This window comes from Clostridium sp. HGF2 (assembly GCF_964240115.1).
GTDB lineage: Bacteria > Bacillota_I > Bacilli_A > Erysipelotrichales > Erysipelotrichaceae > Clostridium_AQ > Clostridium_AQ innocuum.
Window position 1 is genome coordinate 56,441 of record NZ_CAXSSO010000011.1, and the last position, 20,565, is coordinate 77,005.

Sequence of the window (20,565 nt, forward strand, 5' to 3'; positions counted from 1 at the left end):
CTCCTGCAGCTCTGTGCAGGGATACAGCTATGAAAAAACTCCATCCTGCGACAGATGGAGTGAACTTGCGATATTATTCGCTTACGTAAGGCAGTAAAGCCATCTGGCGTGCACGTTTGATTGCAGTAGCCAGCATACGCTGATATTTTGCACGTGTACCCGTTACACGTCTTGGAATGATTTTTCCGTTTGCAGAAATGAATCTTTTTAATAATTCAATATCCTTGTAGTCGATGCTTTCAATTTTATTTTTCGTAAAGTAACATACTTTTTTACGTCCCATACGCTGTTTTTTGAATGCCATAGAAAATCTCCTTTCTACCATTAAAATGGTAAATCATCACTTGCGATATCGAGTGTATCGCTGCTTGTAAAGTCATTGGAGTAGGACTGTGAGCTGCTGTTGTCACTCTGGTAGCCCTGATTGCTTCCCTGATCGTAGTCAGGTACATAGGCATTGCTGTTCGCATTGCTTGCGGCAGCGCTTTTGCTTTCCAGAAACTGTACGCTGTCTGCGACAACCTCTGTCACATAAACGCGTTTACCACTCTGATCATCATAGCTGCGTGTCTGGATTCTTCCTTCCACGCCGACCAGTGAGCCCTTATGTGTATACTGTGCTACGATATCCGCAGTTTTATTCCAAGCAACCGTGTTGATAAAATCAGCGTCCGGCTGGCCCTCCTGCTTGAAACGGCGGGTACATGCTACAGTAAAGGAAACAACAGATGCACCATTTGCAGTCTTACGCAAGACAGGATCTTTCGTTAAACGACCGACTAATACGACTCTATTGATCATATGTCCATCCTCCTAAGTCTTACTCTTCGTCCTGAGTTTTGATAATCATATAACGTACGATGCTGTGGTTGATACGTGCCAGACGCTCGAATTCGTGAATTCCTTCGTTGTTGGCAGTTGCATTTACGACAACATAGTAACCTTTTTTCATGTGATTGATTTCATACGCGAACTCTTTCACGCCCCATTCGTCTACCTTATCGATAGTACCCTCGTGGTCAGTAATAATCTTGTGGAAACTGTCCATCAGTTTAGTGCGTGCTGCATCATCCAAAGATGCGTTCACGATGTACATGATTTCGTATTTTTTCATTCTGTACACCTCCTCGTGGTCTTAAGGCCCTATATCCGTTATGTATAGAGCGGGGAGTAGAGATTTCTACCCGTTTATTGATTATAGCACGGGGAAGGGATGAAGTAAAGTGATAATTTGACTTTTTCCAGATGGCAGAGAGCTGCTGTTGTTTTATTTGAGCAAACAGTTGGCAGATCGATAACACGCTGTGGTTATCCTTATATATAGGAATGTATTCATGGCGATATTTCTGATAGAATCACGTTTTGATTAGCGGGATAAGAAGGAAGTGAACACATCAATTCAACACATCAATGTAAAATGTATTGACTTCATACCATATAATGTTTATACTTTAAGTACTGAGACAAAAGGTCTGTAAGGACTGGAAAAGAGAGTGGACAGTTGGAGCCGTACACTCTCTTTTTTTTTGGAGGTCTGAGACAAAAGGGGTGTGTGATTTCTACATGCAGGATAAGGACTGCCGCAAAAATGAGATCAGTTACATAGCGTTGTTACCTGTGGCTCTGCCGTTCGATGAGATAGATCAGCGTCAGAAACATCAGGTACGCTATAATCTGATCCGTATGTACGCCCCCTTTCTTCAGCACACAGAACCTCATACCCATACTGACACCTTCACTATTACATACGGATTTTTATGATCGAATTCCTAAATTTTACATCATTTCCTTAAAAATAACCTATATAAAAATTAGATAATCGTATAATGTAAAGTTTTTTCATTGATTTCAATTATAAGAATTCCTCACACAAGAAATACTTTTGTTATGTAACAGCTGATATTTTCAATACGATACAGTTACACTATTTACCTGTTTTATTCTGTATCTACTTTGAGCTTTTATTTGCATCCCAATATGAAAATAACGTCCCGTTACATACCGGTTCTGAGTGTTATACTAAAGAAAAGAAAGAAGGGATTCGATGAAACTGCTGATTGGATCAGTTACGAAGTGTGAAGAAATTAAACAGGCAGTCCTGTCCATGGATTTACCACTTACCTATCAGGGTAAGAAGGGACTGCAGATGGTTTTCGACTGTGCATCTGATGAGGATGAGAAAATTATTCTGAGAAAGGTAAAAGACGAATTGAAGCAGCTGCCGGAGCTTGGCGGCATCTTCTACAATGTGACATGTGGATAAGCAGATAGCCTGTAGCCTCACTTTACAGCACAAGAAAGGAAAGCACTTCTGATGAATTACAGAATCATGCTTTCCTTTTTCATACAGCTTAGTTCCTGTTTCTAATACTGTTCGCCCTGGCTTATGTTACACGTTGTCACATGTTCCTTATTTATCAAATAGAAGAATGCTCATTCTTCTGTTTTTCAACACAAGTCACTCTGGTTTTCGCAAGATAATCATGCAGTGCGCGATGCGAGTCTGTTTTCATTACAAGAATAAGGGATAACGCTGTAAGAATCATCCCTGCTATCTGCCAGTAATAATCTACATAATAGCTCAGTGACAGGGTCACCAGCTGCCGGATATAGTTTGATGCGACAAATGCTGCACCCTCCAGCAGGAAGCCGCCGATAACCTGCCGTTTTAACAGGGTAATCAAATCCACTGCTGTACCATTCGTTTTTTCCATGCGGTAACCGGCAACACGTTTTCCAAGTGTCTGCCCCGGCCAGATACGCCATGGAACATATACATAATAAAACAGCGCAAACAAAATGCAGAGTGCCCCGGCAAGAAAGGCCCAGCTGCGCGCATAACCAAGTGATTCAAAAACATACAAGCCGCCAAACATATCCTGCTTTTTCGTTAATCCGCTATATAAAAGAACGGCAGGCAGTCCGGTAAAAATACCGCCGACCACCCAGTCAAGGATATATGCACCAAAGCGTTTCGGTGTATCAACATCACACGGCGTATGATCGGTAATCGCATATAGCTTTGTATATAAACCTGTCATATTCAGCTGCATTTTCCTACCTCTTTTCTTCATACAGGGCATCCACTGCCTTCTTCATACGCTGCAGTCCCTCCAGAAGCTTGGCTCTTGGACAACCGCAATTCATACGCAGATAGCCCTTTCCATTACTGCCGTAGGTTTCTCCCTTCATGATAGCGACCTTACCGATATGCACCAGGGCTTCCTGCAGCTCCTCACTTGAAAACGGTACAGCTCTGACATCAATCCATGCAAGATATGTCGCCTGCGGCATAGCAAAGCGCATATCCGGGAAATGCTCCTTCACAAACTGTTCCACCAGCTCCATATTTCCGCGGATATAATCGCACAGCTGATCGACGTAATCGTCACATTCCGTATAGCCGACCATGGTCGCATGCATCCCGAAAATACTTGCGGAATTCAGAAAGTCGCGCTTTCTTGTCTGATACAGAAATTCATCCCGTACCATTGCATCCGGAATCACCGCATAGGAGCCGATCAAGCCGGGAACATTCAAGGTCTTACTGCACGAGCTGACCAGAAACAATCTGTCATATTCCTCAATATACTCCAGAATCGGCGTATGCCTTCCTCTCAGCTGCATATCCATATGAATTTCATCCGATATGATGGCCGTTCCATGCGACTTACAGATCGATACCATTGTTTGCAGCTCCGCTGGACTCCACAGACGTCCGGTTGGATTGTGCGGAGAACATAACAGGAATATAGAACAACCTTTTATATCCTCTTCAAATTTGTCAAAGTCAATTTCAAAATCATGCTTTCCATGTACCAGATCATGACTGATGAGAATGCGATCCTGATCCTCAATAACTGTGAAGAAGGAATCATACATGGGATTTAAGCTCAGAATACGATCCTTTGGTTTGGATAACAGCCGGATCAGAAGAGAGACGGAATACATGACACTGGGACTGTATAAAATCCAGTCTTCTTCCATGCGGCATTGAAAGCGCCGTTGAAAGTATCCGGTAATACTCCCCTTAAAATCGTGATGATTCCATCTGGTATAGCCGTATATTTCGTGCTGTGCCACCTTTTGAATCGTGTCGCTGATCGGCTTGGGAATCCGGAAGTCCGTATCGGAAATAGAAAACGGAAGCAGGTCTTTTTCTCCAAAGCGGTCTTCGATATAATCCCACTGTGTACAATAGGTGCCCCTGCGCTCGATTACTTCATTAAAATCATACTTCATGTGCTGCATCCTCCTTCAGAATCAAAAGCTCCTTGCTTGTCTTATTCATCACTGTACCGATACCGTTTCTGATTACCACATCATCCTCTATACGGATTCCACCAATGCCGGGCAGATAGATTCCGGGTTCGCAGGACATCATCATGCCTTCCTGCAGAATGACAGAGCCTGTTTCATTCAAAATTGGATATTCACAGCCGTCGCCGATTCCAAGACCATGCCCCAGACCGTGTGTAAAATAATCTCCGTATCCCTCACGGGTAATGACAGACCTTGCGGCGTTGTCTACCTGCTTTGCCACTGCCCCCTGCTTCATTGCACGGATACCTGCGAGCTGTGCCTCCAGTACAATATGGTAGATGCTTGCAATTTTCGGCTGCGGCTTCCCGATAAAGCAGACTCTGGTCATATCAGACTGATAGTTTTTATACTGAATACCGAAGTCCATAAGAATCGGCTCATGCGCACGGATTTTCCTTCCTGTCGGACGTCCGTGCGGCAGGGCACTGCGCTCTCCTGTTCCTACGATTGTTTCAAAGGACATCTGTGCAGCTCCGGCAGATATTGCATAATACTGCAGCAGTGCAGATATTTCATATTCACTCATACCGATATGCAGATGATGGATGACTCTTTGATAAATATCATCCGTAATATCCACTGCCTCCTGCATAAGACGCTGTTCCTCTTCATCCTTGCAGATGCGAAGCATATGAATTTCCTCATCCAGCAAACGGATATCGACACCGAGAGCCTCCATGCGCCAGTATTCCTTCACCAGTTGCTGCGAGCTCTCCACCCCCATGCTTGTACAGGCATGCTTGTGCAGCAGCTCTTCAACAACGCCAAGATATCCGTTTCCACCGGTATGCGGCATATGCTGGACAATCTGTAAGTCATGCTCCCGCTCGTTTGCCTCTACCAGATAACGTCCATCGACAATCAGGTATCCCTGATCCCTCATAAGCAGAATCTGACAGCCGCTTCCAGTCAGTGTGTCCATATACTTTTTCATTGTTTTACTTTTGATCAGCAATGCATCCAGCTTCTGCTCCCGCAGAAATGCTTGCAGCTTTCCTAAGCGCTTCGCCATTGCACAGCACCCCTTTCCTCTATTTGATAAATAAGGCAGACCTGCGCCTGCCTTACCATACTGCTGTCTTTAGAAATCCAGATCCAGATCGTTCAGCAATGCTTCATCCTCTGCGGAGATGGCACTTTTCTGTGCTTCCACAGCCTTTTCATTCTCCAGCTCACGCTTCTCGTACAGCTTGAAGAACGGATACCACAGAGCGATGGATCCCAGCATCTGTATGGCATTAACGACGATGGTTCTCCAGTCCAGATTGACCAGATAGCCCTCCAGGAAGACACCGACATACGGCGGATTGAAGACCGGCATATCCAGCAGTCCCATATCCATCAGCCAGTGCGGGAAGGTTCCAAGAATTGCCCCTCCGATGACATAAGGAATAAAGAACAGCGGGTTCAATACGATTGGCGCTCCAAACAGTATCGGTTCATTGATTCCGAACAATGCAGGTATCAGGGCAACACGGCCGATTTTCTTCTGTGCCGCCGCCTTTGAGAAGATGCACCAGAATACCAGACCGAAGGTGACACCGGTTCCTGTGAAGTTTGCGAAAGCAGAGATCGCACCACCGGTATAGAAATGCTCCAGCGGCAGATGTGCCTTGTAGTTGGCGATATTGTCAGCCAGAAACTGTGTGGAGATCGGGCTGGTGATCGGACTGAGTACAGACGGGTGAATACCGAAGAAGAACAGCAGACAGCTCATCATCTGCAGGAAGGTGAATGCCAGCGGGTTATCCATGGAGCCTACCAGCGGTGCCAGAAGATTGGTGAAGATCATCGGCGGTATGGTTTCAAATACGTTCACACATACGACGCGGATAATCAGGAAGAATCCGATAACGATAACAGAAATCGGAATCATTTCAAAGGAACGTGATACAAAATCAGGTACGGACTCCGGCATTTTGATGGTAAAATGCTTTTTAATACACCAGCGATACAGCTCTACCGCAATAATGGTCGCAAACATAGCGGCAAACAGCCCCTTGGTACCCAGATAGGTTCCGGATATCCCACCGTCCTCCGTATATTCAACTGCCATCATTAGGAAGGCGATAATTCCCATACTCATACAGCCGGGAACATCCAGCTTATAGGAATTTGCCAAATGGTAGGCGATAATAGCCGTCACATACAAGGACATCAGACTCATTCCGACATTGAACGGAATATAAATGATGTCCAGATTTGCAGTGATCCACTGCGATATTGGATTCTCAGTTCCGATCATATTCGGAATTGCTTCCGGAATCAGACAGAAGCTTCCGATAATCAGTAGCGGTGTCATCGCTACCATTGCTTTCTTGATTGCGCTCAGATGCACCTGTTTATCCATCTTATTGGCGATCGGAGTCAGATATTTATTCATAAATGCCTCAAATTTATCAAACATGTTTCCACTCTCGCTTTCTTTTTTATAATTCCCCTCAGAATTATTTCTGCATATCTGCTTTTTTTCTTGCGATCAATGCCATTTTCATAACCGTGGCTCCATCCATTTTTCCATACGTATCCTTGTCTACGATAACATAAGGAATATGGTACGGATCGATGATCGGCTTGATGTAGTCGATTTTGTGTGCAATCTGCGGTCCGATGACAAGCACATCCATGCCTTCCACTTCACTCTGCAGTAAATCTACCGGTATAGCAGTGAATTGGAAATCATCGATATTCAGCTTGGCACTGTCCTTCACAGTTTTCTTCATGCTGTCCATCAGCATGGTTGTGGAGAAGCCTCCTGCACAGCACAATACGATTTTCATGTTAGTTACCCTCCTTTGCCTCAAATACATTTATCATTTCCTCAATCAGATCTCTCGCTAATTGAGAAGTCATATAATGGTCCTGCGCATGAACCATCAACAACCCGATTTCCGGTTTCTCATCACTGTCACTCATTTCTGCAGTGATGAGCTTTGTCTGGATTTTGTGTGCCTCCAGATCTATCTTTCTCGCCTGGGCAAGCAGCTCGCGTGCCTCATCGTAACGGCTTTCCTTTACCATTTTCAAAGCCTCAAATGCTTTCGCCTTACTATCTCCGGCAGCAGAAATCATGCCTACGATTTCCTGTTCCAACTGATTCATTTCGTCTCCTCCTCGTTAATATGCGGTAAATGCTTCCATTCTCTCTTTCGTTAATGCTTTCGCCAGCTGTACAACCAGCTCTATCGTATGCTCCAGATCCCGTGTATCCACCAGACTCCAGGAGCCGTGGCAGTAGCGAAGCGGTATTCCGATGACCATAGCAAGTGTGCCACTGCGGCTGATTCCGGCATTGCCGGCGTCGGTGCCTCCACCGCTGAACATATCACACTGATAAGGGATATCATGTATCTGTGCAATCTCTTTGACAAACGCCAGCAGCTTTTCATTCGGTGCCAGTGTTTTATCGTAATGCACCAGCATGCAGCCCTTTCCCAGCCTGCGGTGGTTGGTATAGTTTCTCGACAGCTCCGGATGATTCGCCACATCGAGTGCGAATACAAGATCGGGTTCTTCCTTATATACTGCTGTTTTCCCTCCGCGCACACCAACCTCTTCACTGCTGGTTGCACACAGGATGATTTCATTTTCCAATGACAGCTCATGAAGTCGTTTCATCGCCTGTGCCAGCACATAGCAGCCGCTTCGATCATCCATCGCCTTGCCGGCATATACATGATCCTGATTGAACGGATGCGCATTGCTGTCAAAGCAGACCATATTGCCGATTTCCACACCAAGTGCCGCGACCTCCTCCCGAGCGTCACAGCCAAGATCCACATACAGCTCCCTGACATAGTGATTCTCATCCGTTGTGATGTTCAGAATACCGGATACCTTTGTTCCGCTAGCCGTCGTAATTCTGACCTTCTGCATTTCCATGCTTTTCTGCTGGACGCCGCCCAGCGCAATCAGATACACAAAGCCGATATCCGATATATGCCGCACAAGAAAGCCGACCTCATCCATATGGGCGCAAAACATGATTTTCAGCGGTTTTTCAGCTGTCCCCTTTTTGTGAAAGGAAATGCTGCCCAGCGTATCGTACGTGATTTCATCACTGTATGCGGACAATTCCTCCTTTAATATGGCACGTACCTCCCCCTCTTTGGAAGCAACCGCATCCGCATTGGACAGGCGTACCAGTAGCTCTTCTTTCATATACTTCCTCCATCCAGTTCCTTCATAACAATCAACAGCTCCTCCAGTGTCCGACTGCTTAACACCCGCTCTAGACGCTTTTCGTCCTTCATGAGCTGATACAGCTTCCGGGTGATATCCTTGTGCATCTCATAGCTGCTTCTTGTCAGCGATATCATAAAGATAATACGCACCTCTTTGCCCTCATGCAGCAGCGGCTTATGCAAAATGCAGACCGATATCATATTCTTTTCCGCGAGGATCTGAATCGGATGCGGAATAGCAACACCATGTGCGTAGACGGTGCTCATATAGGACTCGCGTTCCATGACATAATCCGCATAATGCGCACCTCCATAGCCGCAGGTTTCCAGCTGGTCCGCCATCTGCTTCAGCAGATGCAGATAGTCCGTTTCCTCACTGATCTGAAAGAAATCACGGCTGAACAGAGAATACATATAGGAATCCACATCGGCTATGCTCAGGGAATCACAGTTATCAAACTGCAGCACCTGCCGGATACGTATCAGATCCTGATCATCCAGCAGCTCCTTGATATAGATGATCGGAGCACTGAACTCCCGGTTTAAAGGGACGATGGTAAAAATCAGATCCGGCTGAAACGCTGCCAGCTCCTCCAGCTGAAGAAAGCTGAAGGTTTCCACCTCTGCCTTGACAAACAGCGATTCTATCTGCAGCTTGATCAGGTATGCACTGCCCCCGCCGGTGGAGCAGACAACACCGATGCGGTTAAACCGCCGGATACGCAGCTCCCGTTCCTTTTCCATGTGCGCCGCAAAATGTGTCGCAACAAAGCCGACCTCATCGTGTGTCGCTTCCACATCGTATTTCTCTTTCAGCATATCCGCAAAGCGAATGGCAATGTTGAAGATCATCGGATAGCGAATACAAATTTCACTGATCAGATTATTCTTATACGATATTTTCTGATGCAGCCGGTCGATCAATAGGGATACATGGGTAAGCAGTGAAGTTTTAAACACCTCATCCTCACTGAATTCTGTGCCATATACCTCATCGCATTCCTGCAGGAACTGATCGATATCGGCACGCAGACTTACACTGAAGGAGCTGGCGGGCACCATCTGCCGGATATTGATCCGCAGCACCTCAAGAAACTGCTGACAGGTCTTTTTCGATATGCCATAGGTGAATAAGCCTTCGACGGTCTGTATGACCTGTGCCCCGACCCGTTCACATGCATCCTTACCCTCGTCTGGATGATATCGTTTCTCTTTTTGAATCTGTGCCAGATACAGCGTGACCTTCAGCCATACCATAACATTTTTCAATTCGTTATAATTGATATTGAGATGCTCCCGCTCAATGCTGTGTACCAGTACCTCATGAATCCGGCTAAAGGAAGCCTCCTCCTTTTCCAGCTCCTGTGTGATAAAGCTATTCCCATCAAAATACAGCTCGCACATCAGCTTTCTGATATGCTGTGTATCTCCACGGATGCGGATGCCGTAATGACTTTTCTTTTCCAGCTGCAACTGATGGACCTGCAGCTGCTTTTCCACTTCCTGCAAATCCTTTTTTACTGAGGTGCGGCTGATTTGAAACTGCTCTGCCATACGATCCATGGAAACATAGCTTTCCTGCAATGTCAGATACGCCATCATGTTCTTGACACGGTCCTTCATATCAAACATTGTTTCATGCTCGAGTGATTTCATGAATTCATCCAGCAGACGGCCATTGATTACTTCAAGCAGATATCCGTTCCCCCTGCGCATGTGCAGCTGATACCCGTTTCTTGAAGAAATCTGTATCAGATATGACAGGTCATTCTGTATCGTTCTTCTGGATACATCATATCGCTTCATGAAATATTCCATGGGCAGGTATTCCTTCATTGTCAGAAAGTCTTTCATTATGGAATATAATCTCATACAGGATTCTCCTTTCTTGTTTTCGGTATCGCTTACATCCACATTATAAGATTGCTTTCACATTAAGAACAGATTAACAATTACGCCTGAATGTGCAAATAAAATCGTAAAGTGCTGCTATGATAACGGATGTAAAAGATACAAGAACAATAGTACCACAGGTAAACAGGATATCTATGCAGATTAGGAAAACTGTTACCTTTGAAGTATGAAGCGTTATACCGCGAAAAGGTTTTTATGTGCAGCAACGCACTTCCGTAATAGCGAAAAACAGGTCACAGTAAAGAGGCACCTATAAAGAGGACAGTATGTTGACGTATTGGCACCAATTACAGATGCATTCTTTATAAGTCTATAGCAGAGGGTGAGGAACAGGCAAAAGGATTCACAGAGCAGGAACAGGGCAGCTGAACCTTTCTTTTTATTGACTATATGTGATCACATTTTATGAACAAGATGCAAATCATCACCACTAGTTGACAATGTTAAGTGGGACTGGTGGTTTACTTTTTCGCCAAAAAAAGATGTACTGTTTTTCAGTACATCATCGTCGTAAATTGCAGGCTATGCAGCCTGTAATACCTTCTTCGTGACGGCATACAGCCTCGCTACATCTTCAATCCTGGTTTCTTTGCTTACAGTATCAATGATGGAAGAATAGATATGCGGTATCACATGCTTTACCCCGCAGTTTAAGATCAGTGTCAGTATTTCCTCATAATTCTGCAGGTCGATACCTCCTGTCGGCTCCATGACAAAATCATGGGCTGCGCATGCTTCAGCAGCTGCCTGGAGTTCATCCCTGCAGGAAAGGCCATTCATCGGGAAGAATTTTAATGCATTCCCTCCCATTTCCTTAATCATCAGAATTGCTGTATCGACCGGAATGACGGCATCTGTTCCATATTGGCTGAGTGGTCCTGTCGAAACCTTCACATAGCCGGGAGTTCCACTCGGCGATACCAGCGCATTGATATGTGCTTCATCATTTCCCACACAGAACCGCTGACATCCTGTCATGGGAAAAATCTGATTGTAATGGGCTGTTTTTAAATCCCTTGCAATATCACAAACAGCCTTCCATTGCATAGGATTCCCGCCGCCAAGACCGACAGAAAGACAGCCGTTCAAAGCCTGATGATACTGCCGCATATCCGTCAGCGCTGTTTGTACATCCGGATAGGAAGAGGACAGCACTCCTGCCAGTACGTGTCCTTCTGCAGCCTCATAAATGCTGCGTGCGTTTTCAAGACTGAATGCAAGAACATTCAGGCAGACGGTATCATGAACATAAGGGATACTCATAGTACATGCCCCTTTCCTGTATGGAGTACTTGCCATATTGTCTGCAGCTCCATCGAATTGTTCAATGGGCGCGGATCAATATCCAGGAAGCCTTCCAGAACACGATAATCCCTTGTATAAACAGGTGTTTCGCATGTTTTCATATAGGAAGCAAGCTCTGCTGCACTACAACCGTATTCATCCAGTACCTGTATACGACAGCGGATGATATCCCGGCCTGCCTCATCGTGAATCAAAGCTGCTTTGAGACCTGGAATTTCAGCGACATGATCACAGAAAGATTGAAGCTCCTCTCTGTTGATAACAGGACGATATCCCCCGTTCTCTGTATATAGCTCCACAGCTTTCACAAGACCTGCGATATGTTCTTTTCCAACCTTCATAACGCGCCCTATTCCTCGATACTGAAGACGCATAGCGCTCGCATCCGCTTTTTTACGGCAAGCTACGAAGCCGGATGTCGGCCCGGAAATCGCCTTCGCTCCGGAATAGCAAACAAAATCAGCTCCCAGCCGGATATATCGTGAAAGCTCCTCCTCCGCCGCTGCATCAATAATACATGGAAGTTGAAGCTGTTTCGCAAGTGCAATGACCTGTGCCGCATCCACCATGTTTTTCTGTACACAGTGGTGACTTTTTACATAAAGGATTGCGAGTGTCTGTGCATTGACAGCATGCCGGATATCCTCCAGACAGGATGCGTTCGCATAGCCTGTTTCCACTGCGATTCCACCACCTGTATGTATCATAAGATCAATCGGCGCTCCAAAATCCACGTTATGCCCTTTCAGAAGGACTACTTCTCTTTTATCAGTCCGCAGAACGGTTTTATGAAACTGCTGTACGCTTTGCAGATCATTTCCACAAATCAGCGATGCGATTGCAAGTGCGATACCACTGGAAGCGGAAGAAGTAACACATACATCCTCACAGCCGATATAATGCGCAAGCTTCCTTCCTGCCGCCTCCATCAATTCGTCCATGACCACATAATGGGAAGCGGCTGCATCCATTGCCTGTTTCACCTCATCGCTTATACACGACACCCCTAATTTTGTCATTCTGCCAGATGCATTAATGACACTGGTAATTCCCAGTTCCTTATATATATCCACAATCTATCTCCCTATTATAAAGAACGGATATATCCGCTCAGCCCTTTCCAGTCACCTGCTTTTATATAACTGGACGGGGTTATGAAGCTGCCGCCTACCGCACAAACATACTCCAGCTTCAAATAATCCATGTAATTGTGCTGGTCAATACCTCCCGTAGGAACAAATGTGCAATCCGCAAAGGGACCGTGCAGGGCTTTTAATGTTCCAGTGCCGCCATAGTTTTCAGCGGGAAAGAATTTAAGATTGAACACTCCCCATGATCTGGCCTTCATGACCTCAGAAGGAGATACGACACCCGGACAAACAAGAATATCCTGCTCCTGTGCATAACGTACCACCTCTTCGCAGAGTCCTGGCGTAACCAGGAACTGCGCACCGCATGCGACAGCCTCCTCTGCCTGTTTTCTCGTTGTAACGGTCCCGGCACCTGCTATCATACCCGGAAGCTTTGACATTTCCTCAATCGCTTTTGACGCAAGTGACGAACGGTAAGCCACCTCCACAATGGGGAGATTGCCTTCCATCAGTGCTTTCGCAATCGGCAGGATATCCTGTTCTCTTGTAATCGTAACCAGTGGCAGCAATCTTCGCTTCTTCAGCACCTGCAATACTTCTTCTTTTTTCATAGAGTCCTCCCTCCTGCTCCTTAAAGGAAAGACAAAAGGTACAGACCTCTTGTCTTTTTTTTCATCAGGTTACCTTTCCACACTGACGAATAATCCGTTTCTTATATTCCTCATCAAGCCTTGCACAGATAGAACCCCGTGTTCCCTGTCCGATAAGGGTATCGTTAACCTGTATAACAGGACACAGCTCTGTTTTTGAATCGGTTACGATGACTTCATCCGCCTGCAGTAGATCCGCAACAGTGAATGCCTTTTCTTCAAATGGAAGATGCAGTTCCCGACAAATATCCAAGGCGATCAGCTTTGTGATCCCCGGAAGAATTTCCGGTCCGTCCGGACGGGTAAAGATTTCCCCGTTTTTTACGATCATGACATTCCCTGCCCGCTCCTCAGTGATATAGCCGTCCCGGTATAAAATGGCTTTATCTGCACCATGGCGCTTTGCTTCTGCAATCGCCATGCAGTTGGGAAGCAGATTCAGCGATTTGGCATGACACAGCATCCATCTTTTATCCGGATACAGAATGGCTTTTACACCGTTTTCGATTTTATCAGCATCACGCGAATAGCTCGCCGTACACCCGGAAACAACCGATATCTGCTGATCATAAGGCAGATAGTTATGATTTCTAGGCGCGTTATCTCCCCGTGTAAACTGAATATAGACATTCCCGCTGTCAAGCTTGTTTGCCTCAACCAGATCATAGAAGAACTGACGTATCTCATCACGCGAATAGTTCAGGTTCATTTCCAGTAGTCTTGCAGAATTTTCAAAACGATCGAGATGTTCCTCCAAAGCGAAGAGCTTTCCATTGTATACGCGTACAAATTCATAGATTCCATCCCCAAACTGATATCCCCTGTCATTGAATCGGATATTCACATCCTGTTCATCAACGATGCTGCCTTTCCATAAATAGTTCATTGCAATCCTCCTTCTTACAGTATGCCGGTGATGGAACCAATCACCGATATGATGACAACTACCAGCAGTATACAATTGAAATTCGGCCCCTTCTTTGTCATATACCAATAAATCAGGAATACAGCCGTCAGCGGAAGGATTCCGGGCAGTACCATATCCAGAAATTCCTGGAATACAAATTCCGATCCGCTTGCTGTTAATTTAAACGGTGTAGAGATGGTGACATAGCTGGCACTCAGTGCTCCCATCATCATTAGACCAATGACATTGGCACAGAATATGACTGCACTCATTGAGCCATTGCGAAGTATTTTTAAAACGGATTCACGTCCTACCTGATATCCCTTCGTCGCCAAATAGCGCATCAGAAGATAGGTTGTCAGCGGATAAATGATAAGCGGAAGGATTCCGCCAATCGGATTGCCCTGATTAGCAAAGGGCAGAAACAAAGCAATCAAAATCGGCATATAGGCTGCCCAGATGATGGTATCACCGATTGCCGCAACAGGCCCCATCAGACCGGTTTTCAAGCTGGTAATCGCATCGGCGGTCAGCTCCTCACCATTTGCTTTTTGTTCCTCCATTCCCAATATGATTCCGAGAATGACGCCGCCAGGAATAGAATCTGTGTTGTAAAATACAAGATGACGTTTCAATGCCTGAATGTACTCCTCCTTGTCAGGGTAAAGCTTCTTCAGTGCCGGAGCCATGGAAGCACAGAAAACAAGGGCTTGCAGTCGCTCATAGGAATTGGACATTTCTGCACCGATATACAAACGATTTGTACATCTGACGATATCCTTTTTACTCAAATGACGTTCGTTGCTAACTTCTCCACTCATGATATTTCCTCCTTTCTGAATAGGAACAGATTCAGCAGCAGAGCCGCCGCAATCGCAAACACAGCAACCGCCATAACATCCAGTTCAAAATACTTCACCATGAAGAACCCTACGATGAAAAACGGAATCAGCTGTTTCTTTCCAATGACCGTAAGTGTAATGGCAAATCCCAGAGCCGGAAGTATACCTCCCATAATTTCAAAGGCATGCAGCAGCCAGTTCGGTATGATTTCAAGCAGCTGCTGAGCGAAATCAACACCGAAATAAACAATGATGAAAACGATTGGGAAACGGATGATGAATCCCATCGCAGAAGGCAGGATATATGCACATGTAAAGATTCCCTTTTCATTTCCCTGCTCTGCATATTTATCAGCCTTATGTACCCAGAAGGTATTTGTCGTTCTCCTCAGCTGATCGACAAATGCACCAATCACACCGAATGGTACTGCCAGTGAAATTGCGACCTCAGGACTCATACCTGACAAGACTCCTATCGGTATAGAAATACATGCGGCAAGCGCAGGATCGTTTGGTACATTTCCTCCCGGCGTGGATGTAACTCCCAAATATACAAGCTGCAGAGCACCGCCGATCACCATAGCCCGTTCCATTTGTCCGCTCAATACACCAACAAAGACCCCCACAACAACCGGCTGCAGCAGCATACTGGAAAACGTATACCCAAAGCGCAGTCTGCAGAACCAGTAATAGCACCCCATGCATAATGCAAGAATTAAATTTTCCATTTCATTTACTTTGAACTCCCTTGTTCAAAACTCCTTTCTTTTTCTGTTTATAAACCTATTATCAGATATCGTATCCGTATATTCCCTCCTTTCTCCTTATTTTTGGAAACGATTATATGCCTCTTGAAAGGACATCGAACTATCCTCAGGAATTGTCTGAAAGATAATCTCCACGCCTTTTTCATGCAGCTCATGCAGAATTTCCGCATCCTCTTTATCAAGTGTGATATTCTGATACACTACCTTGCGATCCGGTCCGCCGCCAAGTCCGCCTACCTGTATTTTGTTCACGCAGATACCATTGTCGTATGATCGATGCAGTGTCTTTAAGTCCGGCAGCAGAAGCAGGATGCTCCCCTTCATAGCTTCTTCCTTCCACAGCTTTGCAGCCTGTTCTTCACTGTAGCAGTCAATATTGATTCCCGGAGGAGCTGACATCTTATAAATATCCAGCAGAAATGAATCTTTGGAAACGGAATCACTGACGATAACGATATGATCTGCCTGTGACTGCTGAATCCATTTGGTCATCACCTGCCCGTGAATCAGACGGCTGTCTACTCTGCATAAAACTACTTTTGTCATATTAGTCACCCTTTCTGTATATTTTCTCCATCACATTGAAAATGGAGTTCTGACTATTTTCAATCAATACCGCAACATCCACAGTTGCCTGATTCAAAATCTGTGTGCAGGCTTCCAGCAGCAGTGCACTGTTTAATCCGGTGACCACATGGATATTTTCTGTTGAAGTATTCGCGATAACAGCAGCCGCATTAGTTGGTGTACCACCGAATAAATCCGTCATAATCAACAGATGCAGCTGTTCTTCCCTCTGTTGTGCAGCCTGATGCTGCTGCGTGATAAAGCTTTGAATCCGCTCCTGAAATTCGTTCAGCAGATCTTTGGGATACAGAGCTATCTCTTCTACAAAATCGACAGGTCCGATAATCATTTCAATACTTTTCTTCAATGACGCACCCCAGCCGCCGTGTGTCAGCAATAATATTTTTTCCATTCAACTATTCCTTTCTTCCTTCATCACCAGCCGTCTGCATCTTTTTTAGCAGCTGGTAAAATGTTTCGACGCTGATGTTTCCCAAAGCGATCATTCCGGAAATGGCGATGGTATTCCCCAGATGATGTGCAGATAAAGCGGTTTGATCCATCAGCAGATAATAGATGCATTTATAAATATCTCCGCCTGGTACAAAAGGGATAAAGCTTGGTATCAGAATTACCAGAACCGGTGTTTTCCGAATGCGGGCAAGCATATGTGCACCAGCCGCCATACTAATTCCTGCAGCATAAACAGAAAACAGGAGTGAGCAGTGTGGGAAAAGTGTCCTGTACAGCAACCATGCAGCGGCACCGTTGATGGCTGCTGCTACAATTTTATCACGCGGAACTTGCAGCACGAATGCATATGCTACGCTTGTAAGGAATGCTCCGATTACGCTTTCCATCATCCTGATAAGCCCTTCAGCAGTATGCCGAACCCGATTCCCGACGCAATGCTCAAGGCCTGCATAAGAGCTTCCATAAGCTTGGCAAGTCCGCTCATATAGTCCTGATTGAGAATATCCATAAATGCTGTTGTGATACCGATACCCGGCACCATAGGCATAATGGATGAAATCATGATAATGTCTCCATGAACTGGAAGATATTCGGAAATTAAGGAAACGAAGATACTGATCAGTGCTGAGGATATCAGAAAATGAAACAGCTCGTTTTCCTGTAATCTTCTGTGCAATTCCCAGAACAGCGTATATCCGGTACTGATGCCCAGTGTGAGCATAATGTCGGACATGCTCCCTTCAAATACCATAGCGAACGCCGGTCCCAGCAGCAGGATTCCCAAGCGCTGCCGGTATGCATCAGGCGGTATTCTGCTTCTGTGCAGCATAAGCTCATACGCAAGTGTTGCCGGGATTCTGTTTTCAACAACAGCTCTTGAAATACGATTGACTTCATCAATGCAGCCTAAATCATAGCGATGGTGATATACTCGTTCCATCTCCATATGCCTGTTTCCGTCTGCATCCTTCCACGTTGCGAGGATATCTGCGGCATGAGCCAGCACCTGTACCTCATATAGATTTTCCCCCATCATATACCGTATTGTCTCTTCCACCCGCCTGGCTTCCGCATTCGCTTCGCTCAGCATCACGCCTGCAAGCAGGGCGGTCTTTGCCGTAATATCAAAGTCGTTTTCCCTGCTGCAGCCGATTGTCCTATGCATTCTGTCACCTCGTTTTCACACTCTCATTATACGAAACAATGGAAAAAACGTGGTCCTCTGTTCTTGCGTGAAGATTGACGCAAAACCAAGTCGTTTCCAGAATTTTCATGTTGTTTTATGCAAACTAGAAGAAGCAGTTTTTCTATCTCCTGTGTTACTATAATACATATAAAAGAAGGAGGAGTACGTATATGCTGACCAGCAGACAAACAGAAATTCTAATGGATTACTACTCTTCAAAAGAAGAAATTATTAAGCTGAAAGTCATATCTGAGAAGTATGGTGTCAGTATGAGAACCATACAAAATGACATCCAGATCATACGAGATACCATTCGTTCGAAAGGAATGGAGCTGTGTGCAATCAGCTCCAAGGGCTGCTATCTTCACATTCTGGATGCAACGGCCAGCGCCGCTTATATTGATGAATTGGCGAGAACCTATCATCAGAGTTATTTCTTCGATGAGCCGTCCTCGCGTGTTCATTATGTTCTCTCCACGCTTTTAAACGGCAATGGATTTAAAAAAAGCACCGATTTTGCGGATGAAATGTTTATCAGCCGTTCGCGGATTTCGGCAGATTTAGCTGTGGTAAAAGAAACGTTGAAGCAGTATAATCTGCGTCTTGTCAGCAAACCCTATCACGGTCTGCGTATCGAGGGCTCAGAAATAGATAAGCGGCGCTGTCTTATCAAGGAGAATCTGACTTTCAAGGGTGACCAGATTTTTGTATCGCAGAATGGCAAGGATCAGAACTATACACTGATGAATGAGATTAAGGAAATACTGATGCAGATCATGATGGATTCTCATTATCGGGTATCTGATATCGCATTGCAGAATCTCATCATCCATATAGCTACCGCAGTGGAAAGGATTCGCAATTCCGCATTTGTGGATACAAAAGAACTGAAGCTTGACGATACCTACCGGCATGTATATGAAATGGCAAAGGCAATCATGGATGTGTGCGTCCGACATTTCCATATTCCTTATAATGAGCAGGAGGTCATACTGCTTGCTCTGAATCTGCATGGGAAAAGGGAATATGATGGAAATGAATACATATCGGATGAAATAAATGATATGATTTACACCGGCCTCATGCGAATCAAAAAGAATTATCATATTGATTTGAGCAATGATCTGAATCTGCGTATATCGCTCGGTCTGCATATCATTCCTCTTTTATCCAGATTAAAAACCGGAATGCTGCAGAAGAATATCATGACCTATAATATCAAACAGAATTTCGCCTTTGCCTTTGATCTGGCATGCACATTTTCCAATACGATTCTGCCGGAATACAGAGAAAAGCTTTCTGATGATGAAATATCCTATATAGCGCTGCATTTCTCACGCAGTCTGGATGACACGGTGGATACTATAGATGCGAAAAGTATTCTCCTGATCAGCTCGCAGAAAAAAAGTGAAACCATATTGATTCAGCAGAAAATTCTGCAATGGTTTCATAACATAAAAGAAATAGCAGTGGTCTCCAAGGCATTTATGAAACAGATTGATCCGGACGCCTATAATGCGGTCATCACAACAGAACAGGATATCGCTGCCGAGCATCCGCAAATGATTCTCATTGACTATTTTTTGACAGAACTGGATTATAAAAAAATTGAACTCGCTTTGCGTGGATTTAGCAGTATCAAGGACATTCTTGATAAATTTGATGAAGCCTTGTTTTACCGCGGACATCCTTCCAGCAAACAGGAGGTCATTGATGCTTTATTTGAAAAAGCCCGAAAAAAGGGAATTGCGGATGAATATCTATATACCTCCATCATGCTGCATGAAACAATTGCATCCTCCTATTTCGGCAATCATTTGGCTATACCGCATCCGGAAACGCTGATCAGCAGTGTAACATTTATAGCGGTGGCTATTCTTGAAGAAAGCATTCAGTGGGAAAGCGATCAGGTAAATCTTGTGTTTCTTGTTTCTATTGAAAAAGACAATCCGACAGCGTATAAGCTTTGGTACTATCTTTCTTTCCTGATTTCCAATAAAGAAGCACTGCAGAAGATAGTGCAGATGCCAACATACGATAACCTGATATCTGTGATTTATCAGGTATACAAAGATTTATTTTGATGTACAAAGACATAGAGCACTGAATGTGCTTTATAAAAAGCTTTATGATATCGTATGAATTTTTATAAAGAAAGCTTTATAATAGTACATAAATTAAGCAGAGGAGGCTTTATAATTGTGTATAAGTTTAGCAAAAAGCTTTATGATAATAAATTGAGTTATGCAGTTAAAGATTTACTCAGTTTGCCCTTCCCTGCCTTATCTATATTATTTTGTTTCTGCTATACTGAACAGAAATACCGTTTCTGAAGCCTTATGCTGTCTAGGCGCT

At 44.8% G+C, this 20,565-nt stretch carries 23 protein-coding genes; 2 read left to right on the forward strand and 21 right to left on the reverse strand.

Features of this window, described 5'->3' with window-relative positions; translation table 11 throughout:
- Nucleotides 1–73 precede the first annotated feature (73 nt).
- Genes rpsR through rpsF form a run of 3 tightly spaced genes read right to left on the reverse strand, consistent with a single transcriptional unit; the run spans nucleotide 74 to nucleotide 1,114 of the window.
- Nucleotides 74–304 carry a 30S ribosomal protein S18 gene (gene rpsR / locus ACESPQ_RS17035; RefSeq protein ID WP_002607228.1) on the reverse strand — a complete coding sequence of 77 codons (231 nt, stop codon included), beginning with the start codon at nucleotides 302–304 and terminating at the stop codon, nucleotides 74–76.
- 20 nt (nucleotides 305–324) lie between these two features.
- Complete coding sequence (locus ACESPQ_RS17040; protein WP_118001764.1) at nucleotides 325–801, reverse strand: single-stranded DNA-binding protein; 477 nt, start codon at nucleotides 799–801, stop codon at nucleotides 325–327.
- A 19-nt stretch (nucleotides 802–820) separates the two neighbouring features.
- Nucleotides 821–1,114 (reverse strand): 30S ribosomal protein S6, encoded by a 294-nt coding sequence (gene rpsF, locus ACESPQ_RS17045; RefSeq protein WP_002607226.1) that lies wholly within the window; start codon nucleotides 1,112–1,114, stop codon nucleotides 821–823.
- 930 nt (nucleotides 1,115–2,044) lie between these two features.
- On the opposite strand from rpsF, the gene ACESPQ_RS17050 reads away from it, so the two are divergent.
- Nucleotides 2,045–2,263 carry a hypothetical protein gene (locus tag ACESPQ_RS17050; RefSeq protein WP_044905954.1) on the forward strand — a complete coding sequence of 73 codons (219 nt, stop codon included), beginning with the start codon at nucleotides 2,045–2,047 and terminating at the stop codon, nucleotides 2,261–2,263.
- Between the two features lie 154 nt (nucleotides 2,264–2,417).
- Here the strand turns inward: ACESPQ_RS17050 and ACESPQ_RS17055 are convergent, their stop codons facing one another.
- The 18 genes from ACESPQ_RS17055 to ACESPQ_RS17140 form a co-directional block, all read right to left on the reverse strand.
- Complete coding sequence (locus tag ACESPQ_RS17055; RefSeq protein WP_008818446.1) at nucleotides 2,418–3,053, reverse strand: RDD family protein; 636 nt, start codon at nucleotides 3,051–3,053, stop codon at nucleotides 2,418–2,420.
- Between the two features lie 4 nt (nucleotides 3,054–3,057).
- The gene (locus ACESPQ_RS17060; RefSeq protein ID WP_373144588.1) at nucleotides 3,058–4,242 is read right to left on the reverse strand and encodes a MalY/PatB family protein; all 1,185 of its coding nucleotides are present in this window, start codon (nucleotides 4,240–4,242) and stop codon (nucleotides 3,058–3,060) included.
- Nucleotides 4,232–5,335 carry a M24 family metallopeptidase gene (locus ACESPQ_RS17065; RefSeq protein WP_373144589.1) on the reverse strand — a complete coding sequence of 368 codons (1,104 nt, stop codon included), beginning with the start codon at nucleotides 5,333–5,335 and terminating at the stop codon, nucleotides 4,232–4,234. Before ACESPQ_RS17065 ends, ACESPQ_RS17060 begins: the two co-directional genes overlap by 11 nt.
- Nucleotides 5,336–5,404: 69 nt before the next feature.
- Nucleotides 5,405–6,730, reverse strand: coding sequence for a PTS sugar transporter subunit IIC (locus ACESPQ_RS17070; protein ID WP_009588697.1), 1,326 nt, complete (start codon nucleotides 6,728–6,730; stop codon nucleotides 5,405–5,407).
- 40 nt (nucleotides 6,731–6,770) lie between these two features.
- Nucleotides 6,771–7,103, reverse strand: coding sequence for a PTS sugar transporter subunit IIB (locus ACESPQ_RS17075; RefSeq protein WP_002607219.1), 333 nt, complete (start codon nucleotides 7,101–7,103; stop codon nucleotides 6,771–6,773).
- 1 nt (nucleotide 7,104) lies between these two features.
- Complete coding sequence (locus ACESPQ_RS17080) at nucleotides 7,105–7,425, reverse strand: PTS lactose/cellobiose transporter subunit IIA (RefSeq protein WP_118001759.1); 321 nt, start codon at nucleotides 7,423–7,425, stop codon at nucleotides 7,105–7,107.
- A 15-nt stretch (nucleotides 7,426–7,440) separates the two neighbouring features.
- Nucleotides 7,441–8,484, reverse strand: coding sequence for an aminopeptidase (gene ypdE, locus ACESPQ_RS17085; protein WP_373144590.1), 1,044 nt, complete (start codon nucleotides 8,482–8,484; stop codon nucleotides 7,441–7,443).
- Nucleotides 8,481–10,379: a BglG family transcription antiterminator gene (locus ACESPQ_RS17090; RefSeq protein WP_373144591.1), complete on the reverse strand. Its 1,899-nt coding sequence runs from the start codon at nucleotides 10,377–10,379 to the stop codon at nucleotides 8,481–8,483. Before ACESPQ_RS17090 ends, ypdE begins: the two co-directional genes overlap by 4 nt.
- Nucleotides 10,380–10,943: 564 nt before the next feature.
- Nucleotides 10,944–11,684, reverse strand: a complete 741-nt coding sequence (locus ACESPQ_RS17095) for a 2-dehydro-3-deoxy-phosphogluconate aldolase (protein ID WP_257364261.1) — start codon at nucleotides 11,682–11,684, stop codon at nucleotides 10,944–10,946.
- On the reverse strand, nucleotides 11,681–12,799 hold the full coding sequence (locus ACESPQ_RS17100; protein ID WP_373144592.1) for a DgaE family pyridoxal phosphate-dependent ammonia lyase: 1,119 nt from the start codon (nucleotides 12,797–12,799) through the stop codon (nucleotides 11,681–11,683). The genes ACESPQ_RS17095 and ACESPQ_RS17100 overlap by 4 nt, the downstream gene beginning before the upstream one ends.
- Before the next feature lie 14 nt (nucleotides 12,800–12,813).
- Complete coding sequence (locus tag ACESPQ_RS17105) at nucleotides 12,814–13,428, reverse strand: bifunctional 4-hydroxy-2-oxoglutarate aldolase/2-dehydro-3-deoxy-phosphogluconate aldolase (RefSeq protein WP_373144593.1); 615 nt, start codon at nucleotides 13,426–13,428, stop codon at nucleotides 12,814–12,816.
- 64 nt (nucleotides 13,429–13,492) lie between these two features.
- Nucleotides 13,493–14,353 carry a D-amino-acid transaminase gene (gene dat, locus ACESPQ_RS17110; protein ID WP_373144594.1) on the reverse strand — a complete coding sequence of 287 codons (861 nt, stop codon included), beginning with the start codon at nucleotides 14,351–14,353 and terminating at the stop codon, nucleotides 13,493–13,495.
- Between the two features lie 14 nt (nucleotides 14,354–14,367).
- Nucleotides 14,368–15,195, reverse strand: a complete 828-nt coding sequence (locus ACESPQ_RS17115; protein WP_373144595.1) for a PTS system mannose/fructose/sorbose family transporter subunit IID — start codon at nucleotides 15,193–15,195, stop codon at nucleotides 14,368–14,370.
- Nucleotides 15,192–15,944, reverse strand: coding sequence for a PTS mannose/fructose/sorbose/N-acetylgalactosamine transporter subunit IIC (locus ACESPQ_RS17120; RefSeq protein ID WP_257364265.1), 753 nt, complete (start codon nucleotides 15,942–15,944; stop codon nucleotides 15,192–15,194). The genes ACESPQ_RS17115 and ACESPQ_RS17120 overlap by 4 nt, the downstream gene beginning before the upstream one ends.
- A 96-nt stretch (nucleotides 15,945–16,040) precedes the next feature.
- Entirely contained in the window at nucleotides 16,041–16,529 is a 489-nt protein-coding gene (locus ACESPQ_RS17125; protein ID WP_373144596.1) for a PTS system mannose/fructose/N-acetylgalactosamine-transporter subunit IIB, read from the reverse strand.
- Between the two features lies 1 nt (nucleotide 16,530).
- Nucleotides 16,531–16,962 carry a PTS sugar transporter subunit IIA gene (locus ACESPQ_RS17130; RefSeq protein WP_373144597.1) on the reverse strand — a complete coding sequence of 144 codons (432 nt, stop codon included), beginning with the start codon at nucleotides 16,960–16,962 and terminating at the stop codon, nucleotides 16,531–16,533.
- A 4-nt stretch (nucleotides 16,963–16,966) separates the two neighbouring features.
- Complete coding sequence (locus ACESPQ_RS17135) at nucleotides 16,967–17,413, reverse strand: threonine/serine exporter family protein (protein WP_257364268.1); 447 nt, start codon at nucleotides 17,411–17,413, stop codon at nucleotides 16,967–16,969.
- Nucleotides 17,410–18,189, reverse strand: a complete 780-nt coding sequence (locus tag ACESPQ_RS17140) for a threonine/serine ThrE exporter family protein (protein ID WP_373144598.1) — start codon at nucleotides 18,187–18,189, stop codon at nucleotides 17,410–17,412. Before ACESPQ_RS17140 ends, ACESPQ_RS17135 begins: the two co-directional genes overlap by 4 nt.
- A 191-nt stretch (nucleotides 18,190–18,380) precedes the next feature.
- Here ACESPQ_RS17140 and ACESPQ_RS17145 point away from each other — a divergent pair, with 191 nt between their 5' ends.
- Complete coding sequence (locus ACESPQ_RS17145; protein WP_373144599.1) at nucleotides 18,381–20,294, forward strand: BglG family transcription antiterminator; 1,914 nt, start codon at nucleotides 18,381–18,383, stop codon at nucleotides 20,292–20,294.
- Nucleotides 20,295–20,565: the final 271 nt, after the last annotated feature.

Excerpts from the sequence above, each read along its gene's own strand:
- ACESPQ_RS17095 (WP_257364261.1), bottom strand. The coding sequence starts at position 11,684 with ATGAGTATCCCTTATGTTCATGATACCGTCTGCCTGAATGTTCTTGCA.
- ACESPQ_RS17125 (WP_373144596.1), bottom strand. The coding sequence starts at position 16,529 with ATGACAAAAGTAGTTTTATGCAGAGTAGACAGCCGTCTGATTCACGGG.
- ACESPQ_RS17090 (WP_373144591.1), bottom strand. The coding sequence starts at position 10,379 with ATGAGATTATATTCCATAATGAAAGACTTTCTGACAATGAAGGAATAC.
- ACESPQ_RS17120 (WP_257364265.1), bottom strand. The coding sequence starts at position 15,944 with ATGGAAAATTTAATTCTTGCATTATGCATGGGGTGCTATTACTGGTTC.
- ACESPQ_RS17065 (WP_373144589.1), bottom strand. The coding sequence starts at position 5,335 with ATGGCGAAGCGCTTAGGAAAGCTGCAAGCATTTCTGCGGGAGCAGAAG.
- dat (WP_373144594.1), bottom strand. The coding sequence starts at position 14,353 with ATGAACTATTTATGGAAAGGCAGCATCGTTGATGAACAGGATGTGAAT.
- ACESPQ_RS17115 (WP_373144595.1), bottom strand. The coding sequence starts at position 15,195 with ATGAGTGGAGAAGTTAGCAACGAACGTCATTTGAGTAAAAAGGATATC.
- ACESPQ_RS17145 (WP_373144599.1), top strand. The coding sequence starts at position 18,381 with ATGCTGACCAGCAGACAAACAGAAATTCTAATGGATTACTACTCTTCA.
- ACESPQ_RS17105 (WP_373144593.1), bottom strand. The coding sequence starts at position 13,428 with ATGAAAAAAGAAGAAGTATTGCAGGTGCTGAAGAAGCGAAGATTGCTG.
- ACESPQ_RS17070 (WP_009588697.1), bottom strand. The coding sequence starts at position 6,730 with ATGTTTGATAAATTTGAGGCATTTATGAATAAATATCTGACTCCGATC.
- ACESPQ_RS17140 (WP_373144598.1), bottom strand. The coding sequence starts at position 18,189 with ATGCATAGGACAATCGGCTGCAGCAGGGAAAACGACTTTGATATTACG.
- ypdE (WP_373144590.1), bottom strand. The coding sequence starts at position 8,484 with ATGAAAGAAGAGCTACTGGTACGCCTGTCCAATGCGGATGCGGTTGCT.
- ACESPQ_RS17130 (WP_373144597.1), bottom strand. The coding sequence starts at position 16,962 with ATGGAAAAAATATTATTGCTGACACACGGCGGCTGGGGTGCGTCATTG.
- ACESPQ_RS17075 (WP_002607219.1), bottom strand. The coding sequence starts at position 7,103 with ATGAAAATCGTATTGTGCTGTGCAGGAGGCTTCTCCACAACCATGCTG.
- ACESPQ_RS17080 (WP_118001759.1), bottom strand. The coding sequence starts at position 7,425 with ATGAATCAGTTGGAACAGGAAATCGTAGGCATGATTTCTGCTGCCGGA.
- ACESPQ_RS17050 (WP_044905954.1), top strand. The coding sequence starts at position 2,045 with ATGAAACTGCTGATTGGATCAGTTACGAAGTGTGAAGAAATTAAACAG.
- ACESPQ_RS17135 (WP_257364268.1), bottom strand. The coding sequence starts at position 17,413 with ATGATGGAAAGCGTAATCGGAGCATTCCTTACAAGCGTAGCATATGCA.
- rpsF (WP_002607226.1), bottom strand. The coding sequence starts at position 1,114 with ATGAAAAAATACGAAATCATGTACATCGTGAACGCATCTTTGGATGAT.
- ACESPQ_RS17040 (WP_118001764.1), bottom strand. The coding sequence starts at position 801 with ATGATCAATAGAGTCGTATTAGTCGGTCGTTTAACGAAAGATCCTGTC.
- ACESPQ_RS17060 (WP_373144588.1), bottom strand. The coding sequence starts at position 4,242 with ATGAAGTATGATTTTAATGAAGTAATCGAGCGCAGGGGCACCTATTGT.
- ACESPQ_RS17055 (WP_008818446.1), bottom strand. The coding sequence starts at position 3,053 with ATGCAGCTGAATATGACAGGTTTATATACAAAGCTATATGCGATTACC.
- rpsR (WP_002607228.1), bottom strand. The coding sequence starts at position 304 with ATGGCATTCAAAAAACAGCGTATGGGACGTAAAAAAGTATGTTACTTT.